This window comes from Fodinicola feengrottensis (assembly GCF_039530045.1).
GTDB classification, from domain to species: Bacteria; Actinomycetota; Actinomycetes; order Mycobacteriales; family HKI-0501; genus Fodinicola; species Fodinicola feengrottensis.
Genome location: NZ_BAAANY010000011.1, coordinates 1 through 14,649 on the forward strand (window position 1 = coordinate 1; position 14,649 = coordinate 14,649).

Sequence of the window (14,649 nt, forward strand, 5' to 3'; positions counted from 1 at the left end):
GCGACGCCTGCCATCGCCTCATCCATCACAGCGACTGGGAAGTACGCATCATCGACGGAACCGTCGAATTCATACCGCCAGCGTACAGAGACCCCGAACGAAGACCCATCCGCGGCATTAACCAACTCGCCGCATAAATACACCCGGCCGCCAGGCACCACCACGCCCGGCGGCCCAGACCCTGCAAACGGGGAGGATGGACCGACTCAAACCCCTTACTGTAAGAGCATTTTCCCCATGGGTACGACAAGTCATTGGTTCGCGGTTTCGGCGACTGTGCGGTAATAGGTACGAGCGTCATCCAACACCGCGACCAACTCACCGAGGCGCTCGTCGCGTGTCTCCGGCGCGAAGTGGCCGTGCTCAGTGGCAAACGCCTGCAATGTGTCGAGAAAATCCAGGCACCAGCTGGCGTCCGCCAGTCGCGCGACCCGACGACCGGCGATATCCACGTATATCGGCGATGTATGCGCCAACACGCTGCTGTCCAGCACGTCCAGGTGCTTCGGGCCACGGGCGATCGCGGCATACCAGCCCGGCTTGTCCACTGTGGACTCGAAAGTGAGCTCGCCGGATTCTCCAGCCGCCAATACGCCGTCCGGTCCGACGATCGTCAGCTCCTTTACGCCCGGACCAGTGACGGTCGCGGTCATCGTCAGCCGGTCGCCAGATCCGAGATCCAGCACGTCGCCCGGGCCATGGCCATTGACCGCGAACGTCAGCCACGGACCGTTGGTGACGATCGTACGGCCGGCCCGAATGGCGGTTTGAAAGGCGGCTACCGACAGTTGTTCGTCGCCGAGATGGGCATAGACCCGCGCCCAGCCGGGCGGGTTGGACGCTACCACCGGGCCGTGCGAGAAGGACAGAAACACGTCCGTACCCGCCGTGGCCGCGAGCCGGATACCGCAGGAAAGCAGCCGGTGGTAAAGGAAAATCGCGCCTTCGTGCATCAACGGCGACAACACGTCCACCGAGTCGACGACACCGAGCGCCGCGTCCGCGACGAGCTCGCGCGCCTCCACCGACCGTGGGTAGCCAAAGAACTGGTCGGTCGACCAGTCCGGCGGAAATGCCGAATGCGACGGATGCGCATATCCGACGGTCGCGGAAAGGGACCGCAGTTCCTCGCACGCGGCCTTGTTGGGTGGCCAATCATCAGCGTGCTCGGTGCCTTCGAAACCGGAGAAATACTTTTTCGGCGGCGCGGTCACGCCGAGCCCATGGACGTGTCCGAGCAGGTTGTTCCGGTATTCCACACCCATCCTCGCCACCGCGTCACTCGACGACCAGGGCAGGTCGACACCGGCGAAGGATTCGAGCATTTCCCGGTCGTAGACGTGTGCGCCATGGAAGTTTCCGGCCACCAGGTTCATCAGATGTAGACCTTCGCCGACCTGCATTCGGGCCGCATCCCGCGGATGACAGACCAGATCGCCACTGTAGTTCTGGTGAACGTGCAGATCGCCGCCGTACCAGCCGCCCGCCGCCGGATCGATCAGCCGGTGCGGCTCACAGTCCACCGGTACGGTCTGGCCCGGCTCCGGTCGAACCTCGATTTCGGTACGGTCAAACTCCATCCCGCGCGTACAGACGACACGTAGGTCATCGACCGGGACGCCAAGAGTGACGGTGCCGGCATGGAAAAACGGCCGATGATGGATGTCCCATTTCTTCAGGACGTCGTCCGGAAACCAGGCGCCACCAGTCGAGTCGGTCACCGACCAGCGAGCACATTGCGAGGCGGAGAGCCGCAGCTCGGCCGCCGTGCACGGACGTACCGCATCCGTCACGTCCAGTTGCACCCCGCCGAACCGGACGACCAGAATATTTTCCACGTCTGTGACGACAATAGCCGCGGCACGCGGCGCGATCGTCACGTCCTGGCCAGCCACCGCAAGCGTGATTTCCCGATCCAGAGCCGAATCCACGATGACATCGATCTGTCGCCGGTGGCCGGCGATCACCGGGCGCGCCGGCCCACAGCGCGCGGCGAGAACCCCGGACTCGCTCACACCGACCACCACGATCCCGGCCGGAACCTGGTCACCGATCAACTGCCGAACCGCCGCCGCCGAGTCTCCGCCGGTCTGTTCAAGGGCCTCAAAAAATGGCCCGATCAGTGAGAACCGTGCCCACCGGAAAATATCCGGCATGACCTCATCGCCCCAGTCCCAGCCGTTGCGGTCCCGCAGACGCCGATAGTGGGCCAGCGCCTCGATGACCTCCGCCGGCAGATCGAGCGTCATGGTTTCGTGGCAGCACATGATCCGACCCTGTCAGAACAACCGCGATATCGCACGCATGCTGTCAGTGCAGGGCGAGGGCGATGTCCCCTTCGCTGGTGGGGCCGCAGGTCCGATCGCCCGAACTGATCCGCCGCGCCAAAACACCGGCCGCCTGCGCCCCGACGTCGTCCTGGACGACCTCATCGTCAGCACGAATGGCGGCCTCCCGGCGCTTTGTCGTACTCATGCTCCAAGCGTGCCAAACCTCATTGACGGAGACTGAACAGATGGCTACCGACGAGGAGTTGTTCCACGCATTGCTGGCGCTCGACCATTCCCGGCAGCCGCCGTGGGGACCGTTGCACGGCGCGGTGGTCGCGGCGTACGTCCTCCAGCACGAGACGGCGACGCGGATCCCGCGCGACGACCAACGGTTGGAGACACTGCGTGCCTTCGTCGGCGGGCGGCTCGGGGAATTCACCGCGGGCTTGGTACGGCGCAATTCCCATCGCCGTCCCCCAAGCGCCAAGCGGACAGCGTCGGCAGAGCTGGTCGGGCCGCCGCGAGGCTTCACCGTCACGATCGCGGACGTGGCGGTCGACGGCACCTTCCCGGCTGACGGCTACGAGGACCGCCTTCGCGCTTGGGCCACCGACGTACTGAGCGCTTGGTCAGGATGACGATGAAGCGGCCAGGCAGCGCATTCGCGGCAGTGATCAGTCGGTGCAGATGGTCCCGCGGGCGGGCAGCTCGCGATCGATGAGGTAGTCGTTCATGGCGTTCTGAACGCACGCGGAGAACAGGAACATCGAGTAGTCATCGCCGTCCCGGGTCAGTACGACGCTGCCAGGCAGCTGGCGTGACAGGCCCAAGGCCCAGGTGTACGCGGTCGAGGACTGGTGTGTCGACTGGATGATCAGTGCGGGTGGCGCGCCGCGCGCCGGAGTCGTGTGGGGCCGGTCCGCGGGCACGGGCCAGCCCAGGCAGCCCGCCATGGTGGTCCAGCCCGCGACCGCACCACCCAGGTGTGGAGACAGCTGGGCGGCGAGCCGTTCGAGCTGGTCCAGCTGCCGGTAGGAGGTGGCGACGGGCGGGGTGTCCAGGCAGGCGTGAGTTTGCGCCTCGACCCGATTGAGGGTCTTGTCCTGGACGACAGTGAAGGCGCTGGCGTCGCCGTTCAGTGCGGCGAGAATCGCGGTGGCGAGTCGCGGCCACTGCGGAAACCTGATGTTCAGGTAGTCCTGTACGGCCGCGCGGATGTCCTCACCGGACAGCGCGCGCCGCGAATCGCTGGTGGGGATCGGGTGCCGGTCGGCTTCCGCGACGAGTCGGTCGAACAGACCCGCCACATCCTGGCCGGCCAGTGCGCAGGTTCCGGTGGTCTGCGTACGGCACCAGTCGGCAAATCGGTCGAACGACTCCTCGGCCGTACGGATTTCGGTGGTCAGGCGGTCAAGTGGCGACAGGTTGTCCGCCAACGCGCTGTCGGCGATCATCGTTCGCAACCGGCCGGGGTAGAGCTGAGCGTACGTCTTGCCCAGCAAGGTGCTGTAGCCGATGCCGTACCAGCTCACCTGGCGCTCACCAAGCCCGACGCGGACGGCCTCCACGTCACGAGCCGCACTGACAATATCCAGATGAGCCAGCAAGGCCTGCTGCGACTTTCCGCACGAGGCCGCCAGCGCCCTGTTGTTGGCCTCCAACACCTCGAACTGCGCCTCGCTGCGCGGAAAGTAGGTCACGCCAGGTCCGCGTTGTGGCCGGCCGGCGCAGGTGGTCGGGTCGCTGTGGCCGACACCTCGCGGGTCGACCGCGACGAGGTCGAACCGCTGGGCCATGGCGGAATTGCCGACGCCGAATTGCAGCGCGTAGCCCAGTTGCTCGATGCTCGACCCGCCCGCGACGTCGTTGAGCAGCAGGCTGCCGATCCGGTGCGCCTGATCGCCGGCCTTTCGGCGTACCAGGGAGAGTTCGGTCTCCCCAGACCGGGGACGCGTCCAGTCCACCGGTACGCGCAGGGTGCCGCAGTCCAGTCCGGCCAGGTCCTGCTGGGTGCAGGACTGCCACCCGATTCGCTCGGGCGCCGGTGGCACGTGCGCGGTCGCCGGCGATGACGCGGTCATCGCCAGTGCGATGGCCATTCCGGCCGCGGCCAGGGTCGCGATCTTCATACGATTTCTCCTACTGTGATGTGAGTGGTTGACCACTCACTTATCGGTCAGAAAGAAGGCCGCCGAAGCGGCTTCGGGGTTGATCAGAAGTGCCGGATGCCCGCTCCGAGGGTCTTCGCCCACGGGGCGTCCACCGCCGCGGTATCCAAGGCGATCAGCAGGTTGCACAGCAGTCCGACCGCGAAGAACCGCTGGATCTCGGGGTCGGCGGCACCGGAAACGGCCCGTACATATTCGACCTGCTTGGCGTAGTAGGCCCGGACCGCGTCGCGAATCGCGGGCTCGCTGGTGGCACAGTTCGCCTGCATGAGCACCATCAGCAGGTCCCGGTCGGCGATCAGCCGCGCGTACGCCTGCCCCAACGCGTCGAGCACCTCGGCGGGGCCGCTGCCCCGCGCGGCGGCCGCCGCGGTGGCGAAGCACTCGGACATGCGCAACGAGCAGTGCCCGATCACCTCGACGAACAGCGATTCCTTGTCCGGGAAGAGCCGATACACGTACGCCTGCGAGATGCCGGCCCGAGCAGCGACCTCACTGGTTGTCGTTCCGTAATATCCCTTCGCCGCGAAAGCGTGGATCGCCGTCCGCAGCACGGTCTCGCGACGTTCGTCCGCGGTGGACAACTGGCGGGACGTTGATCCTCTCGGCATGTGAGTAATAAACCACTCACACCTTGCCGAAGTCAACCTATCGCTCCGGTCAGTGGGGTAGTGCCGTCAAAACCACCGCGCGAGCATCGACCAGGACGAGGAGTAGCGACTTGGCCGTGCATTTGCCGTAGACAGCCGTACAACACCGGATACAGCTAGCGCCAGTCGAACGTAGGCTCGACTGGCGCTTGCCGTATCTCGGCTGGTCAGCGCCATATTCGCGCTGGTCAAACCCTGCTTCACAGCTTGTAGCCCCGACGGGATTCGAACCCGTGCTACCGCCTTGAGAGGGCGGCGTCCTAGGCCGCTAGACGACGGGGCCCTAGAACCAACTCCACACGTGCCCCCGGCACCGATACTGCCGGTGCCGGGTGGTGGTTCCCTGGTGGAACCGGAACCGCTGGGGTACCAGGACTCGAACCTAGACTAACAGGGCCAGAACCTGCCGGGCTGCCAATTACCCCATACCCCAATGCGCTTTTCAGCGCCCCTGACTGCGCTGTGAACAATACCGGACGGTGTTCCAGCCTTCCAAAGCGGGGCGCCGTGACGCGGGACTCAGCTCTGCGCGCGGCGCAGCCGCGACAGGCTGCGGTCGCGGCCGAGCAACTCCATGGATTCGAAGAGCGGCGGCGAGATCGTACGACCGGTGACAGCCACCCGGATCGGCGTATATGCCTTGCGGGGCTTGAGGCCCAGGCCGTCGATCAGGGCCGCTGAAAGGGCCCCTTCGACGGCGGCGGTGTCCCAGGTCTGCAGCGGCTCCAGGGCCGCGACGGCGGCGGCGAGTACGGGCTGGGCGTCAGTGCCGAGGTTCTTCGCGGCCACCTCCGGGGCCGGTGCCGCGTCCTCGTCGCTGACGAAAAGGAAGCTGAGCATCGTGACGGCATCGGACAGGGTGACGATCCGCTCGGCGACCAGCGGGGTGGCGGCGGCCAGCACGGCCGGGTCGTACGTCAGGCCGGCGGCCGTCAGGTGGGTCCGCAGGCGGCTGGCGAGGTCGTCGACGGAGAGCAGCCGGATGTGCTGGGCGTTGATCGCCTCGGCCTTCTTCTCGTCGAAGCGGGCCGGGTTGGGGCTGATGCCGGTGCCGTCGAAGGCGGCGGTCAGCTCGGCGGGGCTGAACACGTCGCGGTCCGGGCCGATCGACCAGCCGAGCAGCGCGAGGTAGTTGATCAGGCCTTCTGGTACGAATCCGCGCTCGCGGTAATACCACAGGTTGGTCTGCTCGTCGCGTTTGGACAGCTTCTTGTTGCCTTCACCGCGGACCAACGGCAGGTGCCCGTACGTCGGCATAACCGTCGCTACACCGATGTCGGCAAGCGCGCGATAGAGACCGATCTGGCGAGGGGTGGACGGCAGCAGGTCCTCACCGCGCATGATGTGGGTGATCCGCATCATCGCGTCGTCGACCGGATTCGTCAGCGTGTAAAGCGGCTTCCCGTTCGCGCGTACGAGCACCGGGTCCGGCACCGACCCGGCCGGGAAGGTCACGTCACCGCGAACCATGTCGACCCACGAGATGTCCTGGTCGGGCATCCGCAACCGCAGCACCGCCTCGCGGCCCTCGCCCTGGTACGCGGCTCGCTGCGACTCGGTCAGCTGCCGGTCGAAGTTGTCGTAGCCGAGCTTGGGGTCGCGACCGGCGGCACGGTGCCGGGCCTCGACCTCCTCGTTGGTCGAATACGCCTCGTAGACGTGACCGGCGGCCCGCAGCTTGGCGACCACGTCGGCGTAGATCTCGGAGCGCTCACTCTGCCGGTACGGCCCGTACGAGCCGCCCAGCTCCGGGCCTTCGTCCCAGTCCATGCCGAGCCAGCGGAGCGCTTCCAGCAGCTCCTGATACGACTCCTCGGAGTCGCGGGCGGCATCGGTGTCCTCGATCCGGAACACCAGCTGGCCGCCGTGATGGCGGGCGAAGGCCCAGTTGAAGAGGCACGTACGCATCATGCCGATGTGCGGGTGGCCAGTGGGCGACGGGGAGAAGCGGACCCGTACCGCGGGATCAGTAGTCATAGCCTCCCTAGCCTAACGAGCGGAGGCGTACTAGCTTTAGCGGTGTGTAATTCAACACAGGCTGAATTAAGTGAGGTGGCCAAGTGACTGATTGCATCGTGGTAGGAGGCGGCCCAGCCGGAATGATGCTGGGACTCCTGCTGGCCCGCGCCGGCGTCGGGGTGACCGTGCTGGAGAAGCACGGCGACTTCCTACGTGACTTCCGTGGCGACACCGTGCACGCCTCGACGCTGACCCTGTTGGACGAGCTGGGGCTCGGTGAGCGGTTCGCCGCGCTCCCGCACCGGCACATGTCCAAGATGAGCCTCACGTACACCGGAACGGTCGCGACGCTGGCGGACTTCAGCCTGCTCAAGGGGCCACACAAGCACATCGCGATGGTGCCGCAGTGGGATCTGCTGGACCTGCTCGCGGATGAGGCGGGCACCGAGCCAACCTTCGAGCTGCGGATGAACACCGAGGTCACCGAGCTGATCACGGCAGGCGAGAAGGTGCTGGGCGTACGGTTCAAGACCGCCGACGGCGAGACCGGCGAGCTCCGGGCGCCGCTCACGGTCAGCTGCGAAGGCCGGCATTCCAGGTTGCGCCGGGGCGCTGTCCGCGACTACCCCGTACCGATGGATGTCTGGTGGTTCCGGCTGCCGCGGCTGACCGACGACATCGACGGCGGGGTCATGAGTTTCACCACCGGCCACGCGATCGTGGCCTTCGATCGGGGCGACTACTTCCAGGCCGCTTACATGATCCCCAAGGGCTCCGACGCCGAGCTGCGGGCGAGGGGCCTGCCCTGGTTCCGGGAGACCGTCAAGGAGCTGTTCCCGTGGACCCGCGACCAGCTGGACACCATCACCAGCTGGGACGACGTGAAGTTCCTCAACGCCAAGCTGGACCTGCTGAAGACCTGGTACGCGGACGGGCTGCTGTGCATCGGCGACGCGGCGCACGCGATGTCACCGGCTGGTGGCGTGGGCATCAACCTCGCGATCCAGGACGCGGTCGCGGCCGCCGCCATCCTGGCCGGCCCGCTGCGCCGCGGCACGGTGTCCACCGGAGACCTCGCGCGAGTGCAACGCCGCCGGACCTACCCGACAGTGGCCACCCAGGCCGTCCAACGGCTGATGCACCGCGTCGCGATCAACCACGCGCTGACCGGCGCCATCGGCGACAAACCGCCAGCGCCCGTACGGCTGATCTCCCGGACGCCACTTCTGCGGCGGCTGCCGGGCGAGATCGTCGGCCTGGGCTTTCGGCCCGAACACATCCCCGCCTTCGCCCGCCGGAAGCCAGACCAGCTGTCCCGCTGACGATGCCCTTTTGTCCGCTTTGGGTGGTCGGGTCTTCGCGGGTGGGGGCGAGATTGTCGTCGAGTGTGGGACTTTGTTCCGCGCTCGACGTCGAGTGTGGGTTAAAGTCCCGCACTCGGCGTCGGGCCTGTGACTGGCGGGGCTGATGTGGCACCGCGGCCAAAACGCTAGCGGCGGACGGCGACGGCGATCGCGACGACGGACACCGCGAGTTGGGCCAGCAGCAGGTTCGGGTTGACCTCGCCGAGGCCGACCGCGATCCAGGCCGGCAGCGTCACGAGGGCGGCCACGTCCAGGCCGGTGACCAGCCACAACGGCGGGCCGGTGGGGATCAGGCCCATCGGGGTGGACAGCACCGGCAGGTCGTTGCGGACCGGGCCGCGGCTGGCCGCCCGGATCGCGCCGAGCGCCCAGCCGGGCGCGGCCAGCAGGCCCATCAACATCCACAACAACAACGGCCCATGCAGCAGTGCGCCGAGCACCGCGGTCGTACCGATCCCCCACAACGCCCCGATGATCGCCGGCACAATCATCCGAACGCTGCGCAGCGAGGTCTTCGGCACCGCCAGCAGCCGCGCGAGGCCCGCCGCGTTGGCCTCCCGGCCGGCCGGTCCGGTGGTCAGGCCGGCCGCCCAGGTGCCGGTCAGCAGCAACACCAGCCCGGCGAAGATCGCGGACGGCCGGCTGCCGCCGGTCAGCGCGAGCGCGAGGCCGGGGCCGAGCGCGATGACCACGGATGCGGCGAAGCGGTCCAGCCGGCGCCGGAGTACGAGCAGATCCTGGCCCACCAGCGCGGTCAGGCCGCGCCACTTCGGCAGCCGGCCACGCGGCCGGCGACGGCCCACCCGGCGGGCCTCGGCGGCCGGCGCGAGCGCGCCCGGGTCCAGCACGGTGGCCGCGCCGACGATGATCGCCGTACGCGCCGAAGCGTCGGCGACCGCACCATGGCGTACGCGCGGCGCCACCAGCACCAGCGCGACCACCGCGGCCGCGGCCAGCAACAGGGCGCCGACCAGGCCAATCAGGGCCCCAGAGCCGCCGTGCGCGGCGAGCACGAACCACCCCCAGGGTCCTGACCAGTCGAGCACGTCCCGCACCGAGCCGAGCACCGAAGCCGACGGCAGCAACACCGCCGCGGCCGCGATCACGCCGATGCCGGAGAGCAGCCCGCCGACACCGCTGCCGATCCGCTCGGCCGCCTCACCGACGTACTGCAACACCACCCCGATAGCGACCAGCGCGAGGCCGGTCGCGATCCCGAGCGCGCCCACCGCGACCACACCCACCGGCGTGATCGGCGGCGACACCGCGGCGACGACGCAGGCCACGGTGGCCATGAAGATGGCCGACACCATCGACACCGCGAGCAGCCGGCCGAAGAACAGGCCACCGCGCCGGACCGGCGCCCGCAGCAGCCACGCGACCTCGACCGACGGCAGCCAGATCGGCCCAATCCGCAGCAGTACGCGCAGAATGGCGCCGGTGATCGCCATCGCGGCGGCCGGCGCGACCACGCTGGAGAACACCCGCGCCACTCCGGCGGCGGCTGTCGTCCCACTGAGCACGACGTCGAAGAACCCGAAAATCGTCTGCCCGAAGACAAGCAGCGCGATGCCGACCACGACGATCGCGTAGTAGATCGCGCCGGCGATCTTGATGATCGAGCGCTGTTCGTTCTGGTACGCGTGGATCTGCCGGCGGACCTGCCGGGCCGAGACCGGCGCGACCACGGGGACGTCGACCACCGTCACTCCGACACCTGGTCCAGCGACCGTACGCGCGCGCCCACGCCGTCTATCAGCGTCTTGTCGTGGCTGGCAAGCAGCAGCGCCGCGCCCGCCTTGACCCGCTCCGCCAGCAACTCGGCGAGGATCGGCCGGATGTCGGTGTCCAGCCGCTGCTCCGGCTCGTCCAGCATCAGCACCTTGGACGGCCGGCAGAGCGCGGTCGCCAACATCAGCCGCTGCCGCTGGCCGGACGACAACACGGCTGGTACGACGTCGGCCCGCTCGGTCAACCCAAAGGCTTCCAGCAGGTCAGCGGGCCGTGGGATGTCGTCGGGCACGGGCGCGTGGACGGCTCGGAGCAGCTCCAGGTGCTCGATCACGGTGAGGTCCGGATACCAGGCCTCGTCGCCGAGCAGCATCACCACGTCCCGCCACAGCGCCGGTCCGGTGCGGGCCGGGTCGACGCCGGCCACCCGGACGGTCCCAGAATCGGGCTGCAGCAGGCCGCCGATGCAGCGCAGCAGCGTCGACTTGCCGCTGCCGTTGCGGCCGACCAGCGACACCGCCTGCCCGTACTCGACCCGGACCCCGACCTTGTTGAGCACCGGCGTACCGCCGAACGAGACGACGACTCCGGACGCCTCGATGGCCGCCGGTGGGCCGGCGGGCTTGCGCGTACGGGCCTTAGGCATGGGCCACCACCGGGTTGGTGAGCGATCCGATGCCCTCCACCTCCACTGTGACCTTCTGGCCCGCTTCGATCGGGCCGACGCCGGCCGGCGTACCTGTTAACAGGACATCGCCCGGCAATAACGTCATCACCGAGGACACATATGCGATCAGGGTGCCGATGTCGAAGATGAACTGGCTCGTACGCCCGTCCTGCTTGATCTCACCGTCGACGCTCGCGGTCACCCGCAGATCCGACGGGTCGACAGACGTGTCGATCCAGGGGCCGAGCGGGCAGAACGAGTCGAAGCCCTTCGCCCGCGTCCACTGGCCGTCGCTGCGCTGCAGGTCACGGGCGGTCACGTCGTTGGCAACGGTGTAGCCGAAGACCGACTTCATGGCGTCGTCGCGGCTGGTCATCCGGGCGCCCGGGACACCGATCACCACCGCCAGCTCGGCCTCGTGCTCGACCCGCTTGGACTGCACTGGCAACCGGATCGGATCCTCCGGGCCGATGATCGAGGTGGACGGCTTCAGGAACAGCAGTGGCTCCTTCGGCACCTCGTTGCCCAGCTCGGCCGCGTGCGCCGCGTAGTTGCGGCCAACGCAGACGATCTTGCTGGGCAGGATCGGGGCGACCAGTCGCACGTCGCCGATCGCCCAGCGTTGTCCGGTGAAGGTGACCGTCCCGAACGGGTGTCCGTCGATCTCGGCCACCGTGAGGGCGTCCGCGCTGGCCCCCGCCTCGCCTTCGACCACTCCGAACGACATCCCGCCCTGGTGGGCGAAGCGCGCAATCCTCATGGGTCGTCAGCGTACGCAGCCCGTACGTGGCGGCTGGCCACGGTCCTCATCCCGCCGCTTCGGCGCTCTGGTTGTGCTGGTCGCCGCGCGGATTGTCTGCCCAATGCCCAGCGCATGAGTTCATCGCCGTGATCGCCTACGTGGCTCTGCGACGTACCCCCCAACTGGGCACGTTTCGGTGTACCCGATGGCGCCCGTTCGGATTACCAGGGAAGGGTGCCCTCAGCGTCGAAGTAGCCTCCGGTGGGGCCATCAACGCCCACCCGCGCCATGCGCACGATGATCTCGGCTCCCTGTTCGACGGTCTGGAGGCCGTTGTTCCCGTTCAGATCCGTCTTGGTGAAGCCAGGCTCTACCGCGTTGATCCGCATGTTCGGGAACGCCTTCGCATACTGCACGGTGATCATGTTGACCGCGGTCTTCGACGCCGGATAGGCGACGCCCGGGTAGGCCGGGGCGCCAGGGGTAGTGGCCCGGGTCAGCGAGGCCAGGCCGCTACTGACGTTGACCACGACCGGGGCGATGGAACGCTGCAGCAGCGGGAGAAATGCATGCAGGACGCGCACCGTGCCGAAGACGTTCGTCTCGAATGTCTGCCTCATGACCTCGGCTGTCACGTCCGCGGCGCCGATCACGGCGTTGGTGTCACTCCATTCCACCGCGATGCCAGCGTTGTTGACCAGCACATCCAGCCCTCCGTCGGCCTCGATCGTCTTCACCGCGGCCTCAACGGACGTTTCGTTGGTGACGTCGAGTTGGACCGCCCGTGCGCCCAACTGCTCGGCGGCCCGGCGCCCGCGTTGGGCGTCCCTACTTCCGATGTAGACGGTGTGACCCGCGGCGACGAGTCGGCGGGCGGTCTCGAAGCCGAGCCCCTTGTTTGCTCCAGTGATCAGTGTTGCTGTCATGACCACAACGCTAGGATTTAGAGCGTGCTCGAAGTCAACAAGACGCAGGCAGCGCCCAGATCTACTCGCATAGCCTCCGAGGCGGGCCTGAGCATCGCCGAGGCCGCCAGTCGCACCGGGGTCAGCGTGCACACCCTGCGCTACTACGAACGCGCCGGCCTGGTCATCACCCCCGTCGATCGCACCGCCGCCGGTCGACGCCGCTACCAGCAGCTCGACCTGGACTGGATCACCGTCTGCGCCAGGCTGCGGGCCACCGGCATGCCCATCAAGACCATCCGACGCTACGCCCAACTCGTGTCCGCCGGGCGCGGCAACGAGCAGGAACGACTCGCCCTCCTGGAGGCCCACCGCGCCGACGTGGCCGTCAAGCTCGCCGAGACCCGGGAAAATCTCAAACTCATCGACCACAAGATCGACGTCTACCGAGGCCGACTCGCCGCCGGCGACGCCGACCAACTATGGGCGCCCGACCGCCAAGCGGACGCCCGCTGATCAATCGGCTCACCGAACAGCCGCGTCGAGCGGATCGGTCCATTCGTCAGGTGCGTGCGGACTACTTCGGACATCCGTGCAGAAAGACTCCGAACAGACCGCGATGTATAACGGTTCAGTGATAATTCGCTGCCAACTCGGGCGGATCCGCATATGGTCACCTTCGACCACCCGGCCTTTTGAAGGAGATCGGATGAAACGCCGAAAATCCCTGCTCGTCGCGGCGGTGGGCACCGCGGTGATCCTGCTTGCCCCGGTCGCCGCGACCGCCGCGCCGGACAGTGGGAAACCGTCGCCGGGGGCGCCGGGCATCGGAGACCCGTACTATCCGGGTTACGGCAACGGCGGGTACGACGTGGCCAACTACGACATTCACGTGAAATACGAGCCGACCACCAAGGTGCTCACCGGCACCACCACGATTGTCGCGACCGCCACCCAGGCACTGTCCAGCTTCGACCTGGACTTCGCCCTCAAGGCCAGCAAGGTGACGGTCAACCACCAGCCGGCGAAGACCAGCGTGAACGGCTTCGAGTTGGTCGTCACGCCGTCGCGGCCACTGCGCGAGGGGGTGCCCTTCGTTGTCACCGTGGACTATTCGGGCGTACCAAGCTCGATCAATATTCCCGGTTTCTCGTCCTCGCCGTGGGTGACCACCGCGGACGGCGCCGTCGGACTGGGCGAGCCGGAGAACTCGGCCTGGTGGTTCCCGGCCAACGATCATCCGCTGGACAAAGCCTATTACCAGGTCTCGATCACCGCACCGAACGGTCTTTCCGCGCTCAGCAACGGAAACCTGGTGTCCAAGCGGTCCGCGCCGGGCGGCGAGACAACCTGGAAATGGGCCGAGCTGCGGCCGGAGGCGACCTACCTGGCGTTTATGGCCGTCGGTAAGTACGACGTGAAGTCGGGCGTCAGCAAGTCGGGACTTCCGTACACAACCGCGGTGGCGCAGGGCACCGACCCGGAACTGGTGGCCGCGACCAAGGACATCGACCGGACGCCGGAAATCGTCGACTGGCTGCAACAGCAGTGGGGGCGGTATCCGTTCGACGCGATCGGCGGAGTGGTCCCGAACGGCAACATTGGCTATGCGCTTGAAGACCAGACCCGACCGGTCTACGACCCGGGTTTCTGGGCGGGCGGAAAATCCAACATCTCGGTGGTCGTACACGAAAACGCCCACCAGTGGTTCGGCGACAGCGTGTCCGTGCACCACTGGCGGGACATGTGGCTGAACGAGGGCTTCGCGAGCTTCTCGGAATGGCTGTGGGCCGAGACACATGGCGGCGACAGCGCGCAGAAATCCTTTGACGCGCTTTACGCGAGCCACCCGGCCGCCGACGACTGGTGGAAGTTCATCGTCGCCGAGCCGGGCCCGCACCACGAGTTCGACAGCCCGGTCTACGACCGCGGATCCCTTGCCCTGCAGGCATTCCGGAACAAGGTCGGCGACGCCATGTTCCACCAGGTGCTGCGTGGTTGGGCGGTCGCGCATCGGTACGGCAACGCCACCATCGAGGACTTCGTGGCGTACGCGTCGAGGGTTTCGGGGCAGGACCTGAAGAACTTCTTCCAGGTGTGGCTGTTCACCGGCGCCCGGCCGGCGCCGACGGTGGCGAACGGCTTCCCGGCCAACTATCCTACGACCAGCAAGCTGGCAGCGCAGACCAAGAG

Annotated in this window: 13 protein-coding genes and 2 tRNA genes; 4 read left to right on the plus strand and 11 right to left on the minus strand. The window is 67.4% G+C overall.

The features are described 5' to 3' along the window. Positions 1 to 251: 251 nt before the first annotated feature. Positions 252 to 2,267 (minus strand): CehA/McbA family metallohydrolase, encoded by a 2,016-nt coding sequence (locus ABD301_RS17520; protein WP_344311334.1) that lies wholly within the window; start codon positions 2,265 to 2,267, stop codon positions 252 to 254. A 43-nt stretch (positions 2,268 to 2,310) separates the two neighbouring features. Further along, a complete protein-coding gene (locus tag ABD301_RS17525) occupies positions 2,311 to 2,475 on the minus strand; it encodes a hypothetical protein (RefSeq protein ID WP_163569104.1) in 165 nt (54 codons plus the stop codon). 40 nt (positions 2,476 to 2,515) lie between these two features. On the opposite strand from ABD301_RS17525, the gene ABD301_RS17530 reads away from it, so the two are divergent. After that, positions 2,516 to 2,908 carry a DUF5946 family protein gene (locus tag ABD301_RS17530; RefSeq protein WP_163569105.1) on the plus strand — a complete coding sequence of 131 codons (393 nt, stop codon included), beginning with the start codon at positions 2,516 to 2,518 and terminating at the stop codon, positions 2,906 to 2,908. A 36-nt stretch (positions 2,909 to 2,944) separates the two neighbouring features. Here the strand turns inward: ABD301_RS17530 and ABD301_RS17535 are convergent, their stop codons facing one another. The 5 genes from ABD301_RS17535 to gltX all read right to left on the minus strand — a co-directional run bounded on the left by ABD301_RS17535 (position 2,945) and on the right by gltX (position 7,065). Further along, a complete protein-coding gene (locus ABD301_RS17535) occupies positions 2,945 to 4,399 on the minus strand; it encodes an alpha/beta hydrolase (RefSeq protein ID WP_344311335.1) in 1,455 nt (484 codons plus the stop codon). A gap of 83 nt (positions 4,400 to 4,482) precedes the next feature. After that, positions 4,483 to 5,049, minus strand: a complete 567-nt coding sequence (locus tag ABD301_RS17540; RefSeq protein ID WP_163569108.1) for a TetR family transcriptional regulator — start codon at positions 5,047 to 5,049, stop codon at positions 4,483 to 4,485. Positions 5,050 to 5,298: 249 nt separating this feature from the next. Next, positions 5,299 to 5,371 (minus strand) — tRNA-Glu (locus ABD301_RS17545). A 78-nt stretch (positions 5,372 to 5,449) separates the two neighbouring features. Beyond that, a tRNA-Gln gene (locus tag ABD301_RS17550) sits at positions 5,450 to 5,521 on the minus strand. 86 nt (positions 5,522 to 5,607) lie between these two features. Beyond that, positions 5,608 to 7,065 (minus strand): glutamate--tRNA ligase, encoded by a 1,458-nt coding sequence (gene gltX / locus ABD301_RS17555; RefSeq protein ID WP_344311336.1) that lies wholly within the window; start codon positions 7,063 to 7,065, stop codon positions 5,608 to 5,610. A gap of 83 nt (positions 7,066 to 7,148) precedes the next feature. Between gltX and ABD301_RS17560 the strand changes: the two genes are divergently transcribed. Further along, the gene (locus tag ABD301_RS17560; RefSeq protein ID WP_279580801.1) at positions 7,149 to 8,369 is read left to right on the plus strand and encodes an FAD-dependent oxidoreductase; all 1,221 of its coding nucleotides are present in this window, start codon (positions 7,149 to 7,151) and stop codon (positions 8,367 to 8,369) included. 167 nt (positions 8,370 to 8,536) lie between these two features. Here ABD301_RS17560 and ABD301_RS17565 read toward each other — a convergent pair whose 3' ends face one another. The 4 genes from ABD301_RS17565 to ABD301_RS17580 all read right to left on the minus strand — a co-directional run bounded on the left by ABD301_RS17565 (position 8,537) and on the right by ABD301_RS17580 (position 12,477). Continuing rightward, positions 8,537 to 10,120, minus strand: a complete 1,584-nt coding sequence (locus ABD301_RS17565) for a DUF6297 family protein (protein WP_344311337.1) — start codon at positions 10,118 to 10,120, stop codon at positions 8,537 to 8,539. Further along, positions 10,117 to 10,788 carry an ABC transporter ATP-binding protein gene (locus tag ABD301_RS17570; RefSeq protein WP_163569111.1) on the minus strand — a complete coding sequence of 224 codons (672 nt, stop codon included), beginning with the start codon at positions 10,786 to 10,788 and terminating at the stop codon, positions 10,117 to 10,119. The genes ABD301_RS17565 and ABD301_RS17570 overlap by 4 nt, the downstream gene beginning before the upstream one ends. Further along, a complete protein-coding gene (locus ABD301_RS17575) occupies positions 10,781 to 11,569 on the minus strand; it encodes a fumarylacetoacetate hydrolase family protein (protein WP_344311338.1) in 789 nt (262 codons plus the stop codon). Before ABD301_RS17575 ends, ABD301_RS17570 begins: the two co-directional genes overlap by 8 nt. A gap of 203 nt (positions 11,570 to 11,772) precedes the next feature. Continuing rightward, positions 11,773 to 12,477 carry an SDR family NAD(P)-dependent oxidoreductase gene (locus ABD301_RS17580; RefSeq protein ID WP_344311339.1) on the minus strand — a complete coding sequence of 235 codons (705 nt, stop codon included), beginning with the start codon at positions 12,475 to 12,477 and terminating at the stop codon, positions 11,773 to 11,775. Positions 12,478 to 12,501: 24 nt separating this feature from the next. On the opposite strand from ABD301_RS17580, the gene ABD301_RS17585 reads away from it, so the two are divergent. Next, positions 12,502 to 12,972, plus strand: coding sequence for a MerR family transcriptional regulator (locus tag ABD301_RS17585; protein WP_163569112.1), 471 nt, complete (start codon positions 12,502 to 12,504; stop codon positions 12,970 to 12,972). 193 nt (positions 12,973 to 13,165) lie between these two features. Further along, positions 13,166 to 14,649: M1 family metallopeptidase (locus ABD301_RS17590; RefSeq protein WP_344311340.1), on the plus strand; the 1,484-nt coding region annotated here is incomplete at its 3' end.